General features: G+C 72.8%; 11 protein-coding genes. 8 read left to right on the top strand and 3 right to left on the bottom strand.

Annotation, left to right across the window (positions count from 1 at the left end; genetic code table 11):
• Positions 1-44: 44 nt before the first annotated feature.
• Positions 45-1703 (top strand): serine/threonine-protein kinase, encoded by a 1659-nt coding sequence (locus AB0E24_RS27230; RefSeq protein ID WP_359380807.1) that lies wholly within the window; start codon positions 45-47, stop codon positions 1701-1703.
• Here AB0E24_RS27230 and AB0E24_RS27225 read toward each other — a convergent pair.
• On the bottom strand, positions 1692-2498 hold the full coding sequence (locus AB0E24_RS27225) for an SGNH/GDSL hydrolase family protein (protein WP_069868893.1): 807 nt from the start codon (positions 2496-2498) through the stop codon (positions 1692-1694). The two genes, AB0E24_RS27230 and AB0E24_RS27225, sit on opposite strands and share 12 nt — an antisense overlap.
• Positions 2499-2908: 410 nt before the next feature.
• Here AB0E24_RS27225 and AB0E24_RS27220 point away from each other — a divergent pair, with 410 nt between their 5' ends.
• The 6 genes from AB0E24_RS27220 (at position 2909) to AB0E24_RS27195 (ending at position 12517) form a co-directional block, all read left to right on the top strand.
• Positions 2909-3310 (top strand): hypothetical protein, encoded by a 402-nt coding sequence (locus AB0E24_RS27220; protein WP_283887149.1) that lies wholly within the window; start codon positions 2909-2911, stop codon positions 3308-3310.
• Positions 3310-4413: a GNAT family N-acetyltransferase gene (locus AB0E24_RS27215; RefSeq protein WP_079257090.1), complete on the top strand. Its 1104-nt coding sequence runs from the start codon at positions 3310-3312 to the stop codon at positions 4411-4413. Before AB0E24_RS27220 ends, AB0E24_RS27215 begins: the two co-directional genes overlap by 1 nt.
• A gap of 399 nt (positions 4414-4812) precedes the next feature.
• Positions 4813-5625 carry a glycosyltransferase family 2 protein gene (locus AB0E24_RS27210; RefSeq protein ID WP_359380802.1) on the top strand — a complete coding sequence of 271 codons (813 nt, stop codon included), beginning with the start codon at positions 4813-4815 and terminating at the stop codon, positions 5623-5625.
• Positions 5626-5627: 2 nt separating this feature from the next.
• On the top strand, positions 5628-6842 hold the full coding sequence (locus tag AB0E24_RS27205; RefSeq protein ID WP_359380980.1) for a glycosyltransferase family 2 protein: 1215 nt from the start codon (positions 5628-5630) through the stop codon (positions 6840-6842).
• Positions 6843-7167: 325 nt separating this feature from the next.
• Complete coding sequence (locus AB0E24_RS27200; protein ID WP_359380799.1) at positions 7168-7980, top strand: polysaccharide deacetylase family protein; 813 nt, start codon at positions 7168-7170, stop codon at positions 7978-7980.
• Between the two features lie 4 nt (positions 7981-7984).
• Entirely contained in the window at positions 7985-12517 is a 4533-nt protein-coding gene (locus tag AB0E24_RS27195) for a lipopolysaccharide biosynthesis protein (RefSeq protein ID WP_435865324.1), read from the top strand.
• A gap of 20 nt (positions 12518-12537) precedes the next feature.
• Here the strand turns inward: AB0E24_RS27195 and AB0E24_RS27190 are convergent, their stop codons facing one another.
• Complete coding sequence (locus AB0E24_RS27190) at positions 12538-13872, bottom strand: glycoside hydrolase family protein (RefSeq protein WP_359380797.1); 1335 nt, start codon at positions 13870-13872, stop codon at positions 12538-12540.
• 247 nt (positions 13873-14119) lie between these two features.
• Here AB0E24_RS27190 and AB0E24_RS27185 point away from each other — a divergent pair, with 247 nt between their 5' ends.
• Positions 14120-15232 (top strand): DUF5925 domain-containing protein, encoded by a 1113-nt coding sequence (locus tag AB0E24_RS27185; RefSeq protein ID WP_069868879.1) that lies wholly within the window; start codon positions 14120-14122, stop codon positions 15230-15232.
• Positions 15233-15478: 246 nt separating this feature from the next.
• Here the strand turns inward: AB0E24_RS27185 and ddaH are convergent, their stop codons facing one another.
• Positions 15479-16291, bottom strand: coding sequence for a dimethylargininase (gene ddaH / locus AB0E24_RS27180; protein ID WP_335755832.1), 813 nt, complete (start codon positions 16289-16291; stop codon positions 15479-15481).
• Position 16292 lies beyond the last annotated feature (1 nt).

Below are 16292 nucleotides of genomic sequence, written 5' to 3'. Positions count from 1 at the left end.
GTAGATTCAGCCCGAATTGCTCGGTTGAGAGGGAGGGCTCGGCCATGAGCGAAGAGGGTGTCGGGCGGCGGGGCGAGCGGGTGGGCGGGGGACGTTACCGTCTGCTGGGCGAGCTGGGCCGGGGCGGTATGGGCGTGGTGTGGCGGGCGTACGACGAGGCGCTGGGCCGCGAGGTCGCCATCAAGGAGGTCCGGGCTCCGGCCGGGCTCGGCGACCGCGACAGCGCCCGGCTGTACGCCAGGCTGGAGCGCGAGGGCCGGGCCGCGGCGCGGGTCTCGCACCGCAATGTGGTCACGGTGTACGACGTGGCCATGGAGGGCCGCCCGTGGATCGTGATGGAGCTGGTGCGCGGTCTTTCGCTGGCCGATGTGCTCGACGCCGAGGGGCCGCTGCCGCCCGCGCGGGCCGCGCGCGTCGGCGCGGAGGTGCTGGCCGCGCTGCGCGCCGCGCATGCGGTGGGTGTGCTGCACCGGGACGTCAAACCGGGCAATGTGCTGATGGCCAATGACGGCCGGGTGGTGCTCACCGACTTCGGGATCGCGGTGGTGGAGGACGATTCGGCGCTGACGCTGACGGGGGAGCTCGTGGGCTCCCCCGAGTTCCTCGCCCCGGAGCGCGCCCTGGGGCGGCCGCCGGGGCCGGAGGCGGATCTGTGGTCGCTGGGCGTGCTGCTGTACGCGGCGGTGGAGGGGGTCTCGCCGTTCCGCCAGAACACCCCGCTGAGCACGCTGCGCGCCGTGGTGGACGAGTCGCTGCCCGAGCCGCGCCGGGCCGGTCCGCTCACGCCCGTACTGGCGGGGCTGCTGGACAAGGATCCGCGGCGGCGGCTGTCGGCGGCGGAGGCGGAGCGGCTGCTGCGGCTGGTGGCCGCGGGAGGCACCCCGGGCGGCGGCTCGGTGTCGGCCGCGGGCGCGTTCGGACGGGCTCCCACGGCGGAGACCGAGCCCCTGGGCCGGTTACCGGAGCCCGGTGCGGCGCCCCCGTCTCCTCCGCCCGGTGCGTATCCCCCGGCTCCGGACAGCCCAGGGCCCACCGATGAACCGCCGCCTCCACGGCGGCAGCGGGCGGCGGTGGCCGCGTTGGTGGCCGGGGCGCTGCTGGCCGTGCTGGCGCTGACCGGGCTGGCGTGGGCGCTGCTGCGGGACAACGGTTCGGGCCATGAGGACGGCGGGAGCGGCGGGGGCGGCGGCACGGGCACGGCGAGCCCTGCGGACGGCGGGTCCGGGGACGACCGGGGCGAGGACGCGGAGAGCGGGGACGGCGGGCACACCGCATCCGACGCCCCTTCCGGCGGTACGACCCGGCCGCCCGCCCTGTCCGTGACGGTCGTGGTGAAGCCGGTGCGGGCGGAGTATCAGGGCAGTTGTCCGCCCCCGGAGGAGAGCGCGCCGTCCTTCACGGCGACGATCACCGTGAACCGCGCGCCCGCGACGGTGGAGTACCGCTGGATCACCGGGAGCGGGAAGGTGTCCGATCCGGGCTGGAAGACGGTCGCGTTCGGCGGCGACAGGTCGCGGACGGTGCGCCACACCGAGCTGTCGTATTCGGCGGGCGGCAGCCGTGAGGACTGGATCGCGGTGGAGACCAGGACGCCCGAGGACGGCACCTCCGGGCATGTCTCCTTCTCCACGGCCTGCGAGGAGGCCCCGGCGACCGGGACCTCCTCCCCTGCGAATGGTGGCGAGGGCAGGTCAGGCGGCTGAGCTGAAGACCGGGAGGTAGCCACCGGAATGTCCGGCGGCGTTGGGGTGGTAGGACTCGTCGATGGGGATGGTGACGCTGTTCAGCCAGGCACTGCCGGAGCAGATCTCGTGTCCGGTGAAGGTCGTGGTGACGTCGCCGAAGCTGAAGCCGTGGTCGGCGGCACGCTTGGCGGTGACGGAGTTGAGCACATCGGCGCCGCTGTTGATGGCGGCGCGCTCGGCCTCGCTGAGGCCCACGATGCAGGAGCCGTTGAGCTTGTAGAACCGCGGGTAGCCGAGGACGACGACATGCGCGGAGGGGGCCTTGGCGCTGATGGCGTTGTACACCTGGTCCAGCTTGCCGGGCAGGGTGTTCTGGACGAAGGTCTTGGCGCTATTGACGGCGTTGATGCAGGTGGACTCGGACTGGAGCACACAGGTGGTCATGATGTCGGCGAAACCGGCGTCATTGCCGCCGATGGAGATGGAGACAAGACCGGTGCCCGAGCCCAGCGGACCAAGCTGGTTGTTCAGCACATCGCCGGTCTTGGCGCCGGAGCAGGCGGTGAAGTTGAAGCTCGAGGGGGCGTGCGACGCGGCCCAGAGCGCGGGGTACGCCTTGGTGCTGCGCTTGCAGCTGCCGCTGGCGCTGTCGTAGCTGCCCGCGCCGACGCCGGACGCATAGGAGTCACCCAGCGCCACATAGGCGGGGCCCGCGCTGTTCTCGGTGGCCTGGGCCGAGCCGGCCCCGGTGAGGGCGAGGACGGCACCGACGACGAACGCACCCATCGTCGCCGTGAGTCTGGACAGTTTCATTCGATCTCCCTAGCAGGATCACTGCTGTGCCGATATGAGGCGCGATAGCCCGACAAACGGGCAATCACGTTCGAAACCGTCAGTCACACCGTGTGGAGGTTGGGTTCGTTGCGGCGGTGTGACATGGATATGTCATCCCGCGCAAGCGGCCAATCTATGCGTGTAGTTGGCAAAAATCTTTCGATACATGGCCGATAGGTCCATAGGTCCGGCGGAATCCGGATGAGTCATCACGCGACGCCCGAACGCCCCCGGCGCACCACCGGCGCATGGAGCGCGACCAGCCCTGATGAGCGCTCAACCGACCGAGCGCGTATGCCATCTTCGTACACTTTCTCCGCCTTGACGGCATCCGTCGACTGCGCAACATTGAAGCCCGGCATCCGGCGCTTCGGGGGGCAAAGTCGCCAATGCGTACCATCACTGACAACAGACCGGCGGGTGGGGATTGGCCGCCGGTGATCGTGGGCGCCGCGGTCGGGCTCGCGGGCATCGGCGCCGCGCTCGCGCTGGCCGACGTCCACTCGCCGCTGCGGGCGCCGTTCACGCTCTTCTTCCTGCTCGCGGCGCCCGCGCTGGCCATCGGCTGCGCGCTTCGCGGGTTGGACGCGCTGATCCGCCCGGTGCTGGCGGTGGCGGGCGCGCTCGCGCTGAATCTGCTGGTGGCGCAGGCGATGCTCGCGCTGCGGCTGTGGTCGGCGCGGGGCGGGGTGGCGGCGGTCGGGGGGCTGAGCCTGCTGATCCTGCTGCCGAGCCTGCTCGGCCGCCTCGTGCGACGACGACGTATGACACAAAGTCAGGACTGGACGTAGTGGATATCGGCGTATACCGCCCGGGGGAGCTGACCGGCGCCGACCGGGCGGTGTGGACGGCCATGCAGTCACAGGCGCATCTGCTGGGCGCGCCGGAGCTGGCGAACCCCTTTCTGTCACCGGAGTTCACGCTCGCCGTCGGCCGGTGCAGACGCGGGGTGCGGATCGCGGTGGTCCGCGAGGAGGGGGAGCCGGTGGCCTTCTTCCCCTTTCAGCGCACCCGGCTCGGGGTGGGGCGGGCGATCGGTCTGGGTCTCTCGGACGCCCAGGGCCTGGTGCACCGGCCCGGGTTCCAGTGGGACGCCCGGGAGCTGCTGCGCGCATGCGGGCTCGCCGTCTGGGAGTTCGACCATCTGGTGGAGGGGCAGAAGCCGTTCGAGGTGGGGGCCCGGGGCTCCTTCCCCTCCCCCGTGATCGATGTGGAGCGCGGCTATGAGGCGTATCTGACCCGGCTGCGCGCCCGCTCGCCGAAGTTCACCCGCACCACGCTGGCCAAGGAGCGCAAACTGGGCCGGGACGCGGGCGAGGTGCGCTATGTGCACGACGAGCGCGATCCGGCCGCGCTGTCCACGCTGATCGGCTGGAAGTCCGCGCAGTACCGCAGGACGGGGCGCAGCGACCGGTTCGCCCGCCCATGGATCATCCGGCTGGTGGAGCAGCTGTTCCACACCCGGAGCGCTTCCTGCCAGGGGCTGCTGTCGGTGCTGTACGCGGGCGGGCGGCCGGTGGCCGCGCACTTCGGGCTGCGTTCGGAGCGGGTGCTCGCCTGCTGGTTCCCGGCCTACGACCCGGCCTACGCCAAATTCTCGCCCGGTCTGGTGCTGCATCTGCGCATGGCGGAGGGGGCCGCCGCGCAAGGTGTGGACTATCTCGATCTCGGGCGCGGTGAAAAGGAATACAAGAACTCCCTGAAAACACGCGATCTCAGCGTGGTGGAGGGGTGGGTGACGCGCCGCCATCCGGTGGCGCTCGGCCATAGCGCGCGGCGCGCGCCGGTGCGTGCGCTGCGCAATACGGTGGTTTCCCGGCCGGAGTTCTTCGGGCCGGCCGACCGGCTGCTCAAGCGTATGGGCGGTCTTCGGGAAAGAAACTCCCAAGGCTGACGAACAAAATTACCAAGGGGGGTGGAGCCACGATCGGCTTGCCATAGAGTTCGCGACGTCAATACCGTCGTACTTGCGACGTCAATACCGTCGCACTTCCACCCGTGTTCGGGACCATCATCACAGGCGGCTCCAGGGGAGGGGCTTCACAGCGTCGCGATGGTTCCGGGGGCGGGAAACGCGGTAGGGGGGTGCCGCGTCCGGCTGTCCCGAGCCTTTTCGGTTTTCGGGACGCGCCGTGCACGCGGGCCGCGAGGCCAGTAACACCAGCCAGCTTGCCCGGCCTTGTTTCGACAGTCATGCCGTCATGGGCGGGTGAGAACCCCCCTTTCGAACCGGATACACCAAAGGACCGCCCGTGGGGCGGGCGGTCCACCGGACGAGAGGGAAAACAGACTCATGAGCTCCTTTGTGCGCCCGGCCGTACCGGAAATCGGTCCGGCGGCCGGTACACATCCGTACCGCCCGGTGTCCTCTCATCTCGCGATCGCGCCACCGGTGAGCGTGGTGATTCCGGCGATGAACGAGGCCGCGAATCTCCCGTACGTTTTCAAAACCCTTCCCGACTGGATCCATGAAGTGGTCCTGGTCGACGGGAATTCCACCGACGACACGATCCGGGTCGCCCGGGAGTTGTGGCCCGAGGTGAAAGTCGTGCCGCAGTCCGGCAAGGGCAAGGGGGACGCGCTCATCGCCGGATTCGCCGCCTGCACCGGCGAAATCGTGGTGATGATCGACGCGGATGGATCGGCCGATGGGTCGGAGATCGTCAGCTATGTGTCGGCGCTGGTCTCGGGCGCCGACTTCGCCAAGGGCTCGCGCTTCGCCAACGGCGGCGGCACGGACGACATGACGACCATCCGCAGGCTCGGCAATCGCGCGCTCACCTCGATTGTCAACCGCAAGTTCGGCGCCCGCTACACCGATCTCTGCTACGGCTACAACGCCTTCTGGCGCCACTGCCTCGATGAGATCGCCCTGGACTGCGCGGGGTTCGAGGTGGAGACGCTGATGAACATCCGGGTCGTCAAGGCGGGGCTGCGGGTCCAGGAGATCCCCAGCCATGAGTACGAGCGCATCCACGGCGTCAGCAACCTGCGGGCGGTCCGCGACGGGCTGCGGGTGCTGAAGGTGATCCTCCGCGAACGCGGCACCCGACGGCCACGCCACCCCGCGGTGGCGCCCGCGACGCTCCGAGGGGAGGCGTCTTGAGCATGCGCCCGGCGCGGACGGCGTCGGGGACGCCGGGGACGCCGGAGGTACCGGGGACGCCGGGGACGCGGATCTCGGTGGTGATCTGCGTCTACACCGAGGAGCGCTGGGACGACATCCTCGCCGCGGTGGACTCGGTACGGACCCAGTCCCTGCCCGCCCAAGAGACGCTCCTGGTGGTGGACCACAACACCCGCCTACTGCGGCGCCTCAAGGACCACTACGGGGACGGCGACGACGGGTCGGACGCGGACGTGGGCGCCGAAGCAGACGCTGACGCAGGCGCCGGTCAGCGGGTGCGGGTGGTTGCCAACTCGGGGTCCCGGGGGCTGTCCTCCGGGCGGAATACCGGGATCGCGGTCTCGTGCGGCGAGGTGATCGCCTTCCTCGACGATGACGCGATCGCCGAGCGGGACTGGTTGCGCCACTTCGCCGCCGCGTACGCCGAGCCGCGGGTCTTGGCGGTCGGCGGGCGCACCGTCCCGGTGTGGGCGTCGCGCCGTCGGCCGGTCTGGTTCCCCGAGGAGTTCGACTGGGTGGTGGGGTGCAGCTACCGGGGGCTGCCGCCGGGGCGGGTGCGGGTGCGCAATGTCCTGGGCGGGAACGCCTCGTTCCGCAGGGAGGCGTTCGACGCCGCCGGGGGCTTCGCGAGCGGTATCGGCCGGGACGGCGACAAGCGGCCGCTGGGCTGTGAGGAGACCGAGCTGTGCATCCGGCTGGCCCGCGCCCGGCCGGACGCGCTGCTGCTGATCGACGACCGTGCGGTGATCCACCACAAGGTGCCCGCCGCGCGGGAGCGGTTCGGCTACTTCCGGTCGCGGACGTACGCCGAGGGCCTGTCCAAGGCCCTGGTGACGCGCAGCGTGGGCGCCCAGGCGGGCCTGGAGACCGAGCGCCGCTACACCACCCGGGTACTGCCCGCGGGGATCGCCCGCGGGCTGCGGGACGCGCTGCTCGGCCGCGCGGGCGGGGCCGGGCGGGCGGGCGCGATCGTGGCGGGCATCGCGGCCGCGGCGGGCGGCTATCTGGTGGGCACCGCCCGCGCCCGCCGCGGCGGCCCCCGCTTCACGGTCGCGGCGGTGCCGGACCTTTCGGCGCCGGACCCTTCGGCGCCAAGCGCCCATGCCCGAGCCGACGACGGACCCGCCCGGTCGAGACATGAGTCCACGCACGAGTCGAGACATGAGTCGACGTCAAGACGCGAGGGGGCGGCATGAGTGGAAGAGGCGGGCCCACCGGGACGTGGCGGGCCACCACGGACGGCGCCCCCGGCGGGAGCCCGGCGCGCGTCACGGTCCCGGCCGCAGGCCGCGGGCCGCAGCGGCGCCGATACGGGAGGCACTCCATGACCACAAGCCCGGTGCCGACCCTTGGCGAACGCCCGACACGCGTCACAGTCCCGGCCCCGGGCCGCGGGCCGCAGCGGCGCCGGTACGGGAGGCACTCCATGACCACAGGCCCAGTGCCGACCCTTGGCGGACGCCAGGCACGCGTCACAGTCCCGGCCGCAGGCCGCGGTGACGCCGATACGGGAGGCGCCCCATGATCACAGGCCCGGTGCCGATCCTGATGTACCACGCCGTGGCCCACGCCCCCGCACGGGCCACCCGTGCGCTGTCCGTCGCGCCGGGCGCGTTCGCCGAGCAGATGGCGCTGCTCGGCGAGCGCGGCTTCACCCCGGTCAGTTGCGCCCGGCTGGCCGACGCCTGGCGCGGCGGCCGCGCGCTGCCGCCCAGGCCCGTGGTGGTCACCTTCGACGACGGCTACGAGGGCGTGCACCGCCACGCCCTCCCCGTCCTGGCCCACCACGGCTTCGCGGCCACGCTCTTCGCGGCCACGGGCTGGCTGCGCGACGGCCCGTACGAGGTGCCGGGCGCCCTGGACCTGATGCTCCACTGGGACCAGGTGCGCGAGTTGTCCGACACGGGGGTGGAGATCGGCGGGCACAGCCACACCCACCCCCAGCTGGACCAGCTCTCCGACGCCCGGCTGTGGTTCGAGGTGGCCCGCTGCCGGGAGCTGCTCACCGCCGGGCTCGGCCGTCCACCCGTGTCGTTCGCCTACCCGTACGGCTACTCCAGCCGCCGGGTGCGCCGGGTGGTGCGCTCGGCCGGGTTCGGGGTGTCGCTCGCGGTGGGCAACGCTCTGGCGGCGCGCGGCCAGGGCCCGTACGCGCTGCGCCGGGTGACCGTGCGGCGCACCACCGGCATCGAGGAGTTCGAGCGGCTGGTGTCCGGGCGGGCGCTCGGCCGCGACTTCGCCCGGGACCGTGCCCTCACCAAGGGATACGCCCTGGTCCGCAGGTCCCGCCAGCTCTCCCGGCTGCCACGGCAGGTTCTACGGAAGGTGACGTAAACCCGTGTCCGACACGACCACCCGGACCGAGGAGCGGACGGCCGCCGAGCGGCCGTCCGGCGGCCGGGGCGGCGGGCGCGCCCCGCTGTTCCGCAACGCCTACGCGCTGATGCTCAACACGGGCATCTCCGCGATCCTCGGCCTCGGCTTCTGGCTGGCCGCCGCCCGCTACTACGCGGAGGACGCGGTCGGCCAGGGCTCGGCGGCCATCGCCGCGATGAAGCTCCTGGCGGGGCTCACCGCGGTCACCCTCACGGGTGCGCTGGCCCGTTTCATCCCGGTCGCCGGGCGGACCACGGGCCGGCTGGTGTGCACCACCTACGCGGCCAGTTCGGTGGTCGTGGCGCTGGCCGCGGTGGTCTTCCTGCTTTCCCTGGACACCTGGGGGCCGTCGTACCGCTTTCTGCACGGCTCGCTCCACGGCCTCGGCTTTCTCGTCGCGGTCGTCGGCTGGTCGCTGCTGACGCTTCAGGACGGGGTGCTGACCGGGCTGCGCAGCGCGTTCTGGGTGCCGGTGGGCAATACGGCCTTCTCGGCGGCCAAGCTGCTGCTGCTCATCGCGCTCGCCGCCGCGATCCCGACGGCCGGGGTGTTCGTGTCCTGGGTGGCCTCGATCGCGGTGTCCGTACTGCCGCTGGGCTGGCTGGTGTTCCGCCGGCTCGTGCCCCGGCACATCGCGGCGACGAAGGGGAGGGCCCGGCCAGCGGGCCCCCGCGAGATGGGCCGCTTCCTCGCCGGGGACTACACCGGGTCGCTGTTCTCGCTCGCGGTGGTCTACGCCGTGCCGGTGATCGTCGCCTCGCAGGTCAGCGCGGCCGACAACGCGTACTTCTACATCACGACCACCATCGGCGGCACCACGAACCTGCTGGCCGTCAACATGGGCTCCTCGCTGACCGTCGAGGGCTCGCACGACCCGGCCCGGCTCGCCGAGAACTGCCGGGCGGCGCTGCGGCGGATGGCCTGCGTCATGATCCCGGTCTGCCTCTTCCTCTTCGTCTTCGCGCCCCAGATCCTCGGGGTCTTCGGCGACGGCTACGCGGAGGCGGCCGCGCCGCTGCTGCGCTGGTTCGCGGTGGGCGCGGCGCTGCGGGTGGTCATCGAGGTGTACTTCGCGGTGCTCCGGGCACAGAGCCGCACTTCGGGGCTGGCGGTGCTTCAGGGGCTGCTGTGTGTGCTGGTGCTGGGGCTGACGTTGCTGCTGCTGCCGCGGATGGGGCTGACGGGGGCGGGGGTCGCGGAGATCTCCAGCCTGTCGGTGATCGCATCCATCGCGGCGGTACGGCTCCGCCGGGTGCTCAAGGGCCTGCCCGGGTCGGCCGCTGACCAACCCAGTGGGGCCACGAGCCGACGCGACACAGCCGCCGACCAGCCCACTACGGCCACCGGCCAACCCACTACGCCCACGAGCCCACCCGGCACAGCCACCGACCACCCCGACACGACCACCGAACGCCCCATTACGGCCACGGGCCAACGCGGTACAACCACGGGCCAACCCGGCACGACGACCGACCGCCCCATTACGGCCACGGGTCAACCCGGCACGACCACCGGCCACCCCACTACGCCCACGGGCCAACCCGACACAGCCACCGGCCACCCCACTACGGCCACGGGCCAACCCGGCACAGCCACCAAGCAGGCGCCCCCGGCGCCCCCGCCGCTGCCGGAGCAGCGCACGGCGCCCGATGGCGATCTCGCGGACCTCGCGGTCGACGGCGACCGCCGCCCCGCGCGCCCGGGCCGCCGCCACCGCCGCCACCGCCGCGACCACGCGGGCTACGGCACCCGCTGGGCCCAGCGCGCCGCCCTCGACACGGACACCCTCGTGCTGGGCGTCCGCATGGACTTCCCCTTCGCGGCTCCGCCGCCCGGCGCCCCCTCGGAACGCCGCCCGTCCGCCCGCTACGGGCCGCAGGCCCCGGCCACCGAAGGGCCATCCACCGCCGAAGCCGACCATCCGGTCCCCGGAGACACAGGGCGGATGCTGAGCGCCGGGCTCCCGGAATCCGCTGACGGCGTCCCGGGTACGGATTCCGGCCCCCGGCCGAGCACCGATCGCACGGACCGCCCAGCCCACGAACCCGGTGGGGAACGAAGCGGCGCGGCCGACGGGACGGGCGTCCCCGCCTCCGGCGCGGTGGCCGCGCGGCGGGAATCCGCCGGGGCCACGTGGCGGTGGCCGGTCCTTGCCCCGCCACACGGCGAACCCAGTGGTCGGGGCGGCGCCAACGCATCCCAGGCACGTAGCGGGGCGGGTGGGGTGGGGCCGGGGGCCGCGCCCTCGGAGCAGGCAAGAGCCGGGGCATCGATGGGGACGGCCTCGGCCGCACCACCCGCCGTCGGCACCCCTGTTGCCGCCGCCGGCGGTTCCCGCGCGGCCGGGCCGCAGGGCCGGGCAGCCACCGAACCCGCGGGACCCGCGGGACAAACGGCCTCGGCGGAGCCTCCCAGGCCGCGGGCGAGCCGAGGGACCGTGGGGCCCGCGGACCAGACGGGCTTGCCCGCTGCCGAGCCCGCCGGGCGGCGGGCCGGGCGACGGACGGGACGAGTGGCGGCGGCCGCGCTGTGGGCGGTCGCGGGCGTCGGGCTCGGCCTCTACTGGCTGCCGCTGCTCCACCTCGACGACGCCGATCTGGACCGCATGGGCGGCCTCGGGCTTGTCTCGGTGCTCCCCCGGGCCACCCTTCTCGGGGCCGCGCTGCTGATCGTCGCGTTCGCCGGTGCGCTGTGGCTCGCGCGGCCCCGCCCGGCCCTGCTGACCGCCGTTCTCGTTGCGACCGTGGTCTCGTTGCACGCCGTACCCGCCGTGCTGGAGGCGCAGCCGCGGTTCCCCACCGCATGGCAGCATCTGGGGTTCCTGGACTACATCGGCCGGACCGGCCACGCCGTGCCCGATCTGGACGCGCGCTGGAGCTGGCCCGGTTTCTTCGCGGGGGCCGCGTTCCTGGCCCGGGCCGCCGGGGTGCACGATCTCTCCGAGGTGCTGCGCTGGTGGCCCACGCTGCTCCAACTGCTCTGTCTCGCCCCGCTGATGGTGCTGTTGCGGGCGCTGCGGGCGAGCTGGCGGGCGAAGTGGACGGCGGTGTGGCTGTTCGCGCTCTGCGGCTGGGTGGGGCAGGACTACTTCTCGCCGCAGGGGTTCACCTACCTCCTCTACCTCGTCTTCGTCGCCGTCCTGCTGGTGTGGTTCCGCGAGCCCCGGGCGCTGCCCGGTAAGCGCCGGCCGGGTGAGGCCGAGGTCGCGCGGGCCACGCCCGCCCAGCGCACGGCGCTGCTCGGCCTGCTGATCGCGCTCTTCGCGGCGTCCGTGGCGGCCCATCAGCTGACCCCGTTCGTGATGCTGGGCGTGGTGAGCGCGCTGGTGCTGCTGCGCCGGTCGAATCTGTACGGGCTGCCGCTGCTGTGCGGGGTGATGGTGGCCGTGTGGGTGGGGTTCCTTGCGGAGCCGTACTGGTCGGGCCACTGGAACGAGCTGTTCGGCGGGGTCGGCGGGGTGGGCGGCAATGTGTCCTCGTCCGTCTCGGGCCGGATCGAGGGCGGCAGCAGCGTGCACAAGCTGGTGCTGTACGTCCGGGTGGCGCTGGCGGGCGGGGTGCTGACGCTGGCCTGCTGGGGGGTGCTGCGGCGGCGCGCGGCCGGGTTCGCCGAACGGTCGCTGCTGGTGCTGACCTTCGTACCGTTCCTGGGCTTCGGCATGCAGAGCTACGGCGGTGAGATGGCGCTGCGCGTCTTCATGTTCGCGCTGCCGGGCGCCTGTGTGCTCGGCGCGCTGGCGGTCTTCCCCCGGGTGGGCGCGGCCCGCGCCGGGCTGGGTCCGGCGGCCGCGCTGCTGGCGGGGCTGGCCCTGATGTCCGGGTTCCTGGTGGCGCGCTGGGGCAATGAGACGTTCGAGCGGGTGCGACCGGGCGAGGTGGCGGCGATGGAGTACGTCTACGCCCATGACAAGCCGACCGTGCGGGTGCTGTGGATGAGCAATGACACCGTCAACAACGTGACCCCCGCGATGCCGTGGGGCGCCCGCGACATGGAGCGGGTCCGCTACGAGCCCACCCTGGCCCCGCGCGATCCGGTGCTGGTCGGCGGCCTGGTCACGGCGTTGCGCGAGGCCGGGCCGCGTTCCTACCTGATGGTGGGCCGCGGCCAGTCCACCTATCTCACCCTCGACTCCGGCTACGACGAGCACTGGCAGGAGCGGCTGCGGCGCTCCCTGGACCGGCGCGCCGAGCTGCGCCGGGTGTTCGGCAACGAGGACGCGGCGCTGTACGAGCTGAAGCGGCAGCCGCGCGGGCCGGTGGCGGAGCCCGCTCCGGGCCCGGCCGGTCCGCTGGTCACCTGGACGCCCTGGTCGCTGGTGGGGGCGCTGGCGGCGGTGGCGTTGATGGTGCTGCTGGCGGCGCGCGAGGTGGTGCGGGTGGCGGTGCGGCCGAGCGTACGGCGGCTGCACTGGCTCCAGGGCTCGTTCTGGTTCGCGCTGCCGCTGCTGATCGTGGTGGTGGCCGCGCTGGTGCAGCGCTTCGTGACCATGGCGTGAACCGCCGTGCCACTGCCGGATCACCGCCTCAGCCAGCGCACCTCGTATCCGTCCATCCCGAACGACCGGCCGTCGATCTTCGCCTTGATCGGCCGGTCGAGGGTGTTGACGACCAGCACCGCGTCATCGTCCGCGAGCACCTGGACGTTGGGCCGGTCGTCGGCGGCGATGTCCACGGAGCGGAAGGCGGTGCCGGGCGGGAACTCCCGGGCGAACCGGCCGAGCAGCCCCATCATGGGCAGCGCCCGGCCGCCGCCGTCCAGTTCGGTGGGGCGCCACAGACAGCCGGGGCAGTCGGCGTCCGTGGTCTCCGGGTTCCAGTAGAAGGCCGCGGCGGTGCCCCCCTGGGCCAGCCGGATCATCGCGCTTGCCTGGACGGCGGTGCGGCGCTCCTCGCTCCAGCCCGTCCGCTCGTCGTCCCCGTCGGCCGGTTCGACGTACCACTCGGCCCACCACACCGGCAGCCCGGTGGTCTTGCGCAGCCAGCGCGTGATGTCCCGGAACTTCCGGGTGGCCCCGAACGCGTCCGGGATGAGCCGGTCGCCCTCGCGGGTGTAGCTGGAGCCGTCCACGACGGCGAAGTCCGCTCCCACCTTGTGCTCGTTCCAGTACGTGATCGCGTCGGCGGACCGCTGGTCGAGGGTGCCCCAGGGGCCGCTCACCGCGGCGGGGCCGTCGGCCTCGCCGGGGGCGTCGCTGTCGGCGACCACATATGGGCCGCCGACCTGGTTCTTCGCGTTCTGCTTCTTCAGCTCCCGGTAGACGAGGTTGTAGAGCCGGGTGTAGCCCTCGTAGTTCCAGCGCTTCTTGTCGTCGTCGTAGAAGCCCTTGAACTCGTTCCAGACGATGAAGTGGTGCACCTGCGGATAGCGCCGGGCGATCTTGCCCGCGAGCGCGGCGAAGTCCTTGTAGTGCTCGGGGGTGGGCGCGGTCTCCAGGGACTTCCGGGACCAGTCCGTGCGCCCCGGCTCGCCGCCCTTCATCCAGTCGGGGGCGCAGCACAGGGTGAGCACGGGCGCGGTGCCGGTCTTGCGCATCAGGGCCACGCGGCGGTCGAGGTCCGAGAAGTCGTAGTGGCCGGGGGACGGCTCGGGGTTGCCCGCGCCCCAGCCCATGATGTGCTGGTTCTGCGGCATCGGATGGCCGGACAGCAGGGCGGCCGCCGCCTTGCGGCCGCTGTCGGTGCCCTGGTCGGCGCTGTACTGGGTATGGGTGAACCCCCAGCCCGGGGCCCCGGCACCGCCCTTGCCGCGCGCCGACTCCGAGCCCCGCGGCCCCTCACCCCCGCCGGACCGGCCCTCGCCCCCGCCGGACGGCCCGGAGCAGGTGGTCGCCAGCAGCGCCAGCGTGGCCACGCCGACGCCGAGCGGCGCGCCACTCCGCCGGCGCCTCTTTTGCCATAACCTGGCCACCCCGCCCCGTTCCCTTCCCTGACGCCCCACAACGGGTAAGAGTATCCGTGAACGCCCCCATTCCGGTGGGGTTCCCTGGAACAGCTCGGTAAACGGCCGCAAACCTTGGTGCGCCCTCGCCCCCCGTCCTGGATCATGGGGCGGGTGCGCTGACCGACCCACCAGGCCCCCCGTTCTCAGGAGGCAGACCCTGCCTACGACACCCGCCGAAAAGTCCCTTCCCATCAGGCTGAACGTCGATGACAGCGATTCGCCGTCGGATGTCGTCGACGCGCTCTTCCTGGGACGCTTCGCGACCGGCGAGCAACCGTACGCCCGAAGCCACTCCGTCGACCGGGTGAGGTCGGGCGCGACACTGCTGCCGCCGTCCGCGAGCGTGCTGCGCGCGGCCCGTGACGACGACCGCAGCGCGACGCTCGCCGAGGGCGACGGCTGGACCCTGCTGATCTCCCGGTGGAACCGGGGGGCTGATGTGACCGTGACCGCCGTCGACGACGCCCTGGCCGAGAAGGTGCTGCACCAGGCCGTCGACGGCGCGGAGGACGAGCCCGAGCCGCAGCCGGAGAACGTGGCGATGGGCTTCTGGTACGTCTCGCCGCGGCGCGGACCGCACCGCACCACGCGGCAGATCTCGGCCGGGACGTGGGAGGAGATCCGCGGCAACTACACGGCGCCGGTCGCCGAGGCCATGGACGGGCTGATGAAGGTCACCCCGGACGACATCGCCGGCCGCCTCCTGCTGCTGCACGGCCCGCCCGGCACCGGCAAGACCTCGGCGCTGCGCACCCTGGCCCGGTCCTGGCGGGACTGGTGCCAGGTGGACTGCGTCCTGGATCCGGAGCGGCTGTTCACCGATGTCGGCTATCTGATGGACATCGCGATCGGCGAGGACGACGGCACGGCCAAGGGACGCTGGCGGCTGCTGCTCCTGGAGGACTGCGACGAGCTGATCCGCGGCGAGGCCAAGCACACCGCCGGGCAGGCGCTGTCCCGGCTGCTGAACCTGACGGACGGTCTGCTCGGCCAGGGGCGCAATGTGCTGGTCGGGGTGACCACCAACGAGGACCTGGAGCGGCTGCATCCGGCGGTGGTCCGGCCCGGCCGGTGTCTGGCCCGGATCGAGGTCGGCAAGCTGACGCGGGCGGAGTCGGTCAACTGGCTGGGCGGGGAGGTCGACGACCGGGACGGAGTCATCGGGCGGGACGGGGCCACGCTCGCGGAGCTGTACGCGCTGCGGCGCGGCACCCGGCCGGCCGCGGTGCCCTCGCAGTCGGGGGAGTCGAACGCGGGGCTGTATCTGTGAGACGGGCGCGGGGGCCGGTGTGAGGCGGACATCGGGGGCCGGTGCGGCACGGTCCCCGGGGGCGCCGCGAGACGGACACCGGGAGCCTGACGCCCGTCGGCGCCCGGCCCAGCCGTACGGCACCCGCAGCCCACGCGCCAGCCGTACGGCACCGCAGGCCGCCCGCCAACCGTATGGCTCCGCAGGCCGCTCACCAGCCGTACGGCTCGCAGCCGCCCATCAGCCGTACAGCTCCGCAGCCGCCCATCAGCCGTACAGCTCCCGCAGCCGTACGGACAGGCAGGTCACACAGCCCTCCATCTTCTCGAACTCGCTGATGTCCACCGGCACCGGCTCATAGCCGAGATCTGCGAACCGCTCGGCGGTGCGCGGCGCGCTCGCCGCCATCAGCAGCTTGCCGCCGCCGAGCAGCACCACATGGGCGCCGGACTCCTCGGGGACGGGGAGGAAGCGGTCGAACGCGCCCGGGTCGTCCACCAGCGGCGGGTAGCCGATGACGGTGCCGTCCGGCAGCGCGGTGACCGCCGACTTCAGGTGGAGCACCTTGCTGACCGGTACGGCCACCACCCGCGCGCCCAGCGGCTCCAGCGCGGCACGCAGCTCGCGGATGCCGTCGCCGTTGGTGCGGCCGCCGCGTCCCACATAGACGGTGTCGCCGATCTTCAGAACGTCCCCGCCCTCGAGCGTCCCCGGCTCGCGGATGCGGTTCAGCGAGCAGCCGAGCCTGGTGACGGCCTCCTCCGTGGTCACGGTCTCGGCCCTGCGGGGCTCGGCGCCGGGGCGGGCGATCACCGCGACGTTCTTGTAGACGACCATCGTGTCCTCGACGAACACCCCGTCCGGGCAGTCGTCCAGCGGCGGCAGCTCGATCGTCTCCCAGCCGTGCGCGCGCAGCGCCACCACATAGACCTCCCACTGCCGCAACGCCAGCGCGGCATCGACCGGCGTGCGGTCGATATGGGTGACGAGCCCGTCGGCGAGGCGCGGGCTGGGGCGCCGGACGAGGGCTTTGCGGCTGGTCGTACCGCCGGTCAGGGGGTTGGGCATCGCGCTGGTCATG

This window comes from Streptomyces malaysiensis subsp. malaysiensis (genome assembly GCF_040653035.1).
GTDB lineage: Bacteria > Actinomycetota > Actinomycetes > Streptomycetales > Streptomycetaceae > Streptomyces > Streptomyces malaysiensis.
The sequence above is the reverse complement of the archived record's forward strand: the minus strand, read 5'-3'. Positions and strand labels throughout refer to the sequence as shown.

Excerpts from the sequence above, each read along its gene's own strand:
- AB0E24_RS27230 (WP_359380807.1), top strand. The coding sequence starts at position 45 with ATGAGCGAAGAGGGTGTCGGGCGGCGGGGCGAGCGGGTGGGCGGGGGA.
- AB0E24_RS27225 (WP_069868893.1), bottom strand. The coding sequence starts at position 2,498 with ATGAAACTGTCCAGACTCACGGCGACGATGGGTGCGTTCGTCGTCGGT.
- AB0E24_RS27220 (WP_283887149.1), top strand. The coding sequence starts at position 2,909 with ATGCGTACCATCACTGACAACAGACCGGCGGGTGGGGATTGGCCGCCG.
- AB0E24_RS27210 (WP_359380802.1), top strand. The coding sequence starts at position 4,813 with ATGAGCTCCTTTGTGCGCCCGGCCGTACCGGAAATCGGTCCGGCGGCC.
- AB0E24_RS27205 (WP_359380980.1), top strand. The coding sequence starts at position 5,628 with ATGCGCCCGGCGCGGACGGCGTCGGGGACGCCGGGGACGCCGGAGGTA.
- AB0E24_RS27200 (WP_359380799.1), top strand. The coding sequence starts at position 7,168 with ATGATCACAGGCCCGGTGCCGATCCTGATGTACCACGCCGTGGCCCAC.
- ddaH (WP_335755832.1), bottom strand. The coding sequence starts at position 16,291 with ATGACCAGCGCGATGCCCAACCCCCTGACCGGCGGTACGACCAGCCGC.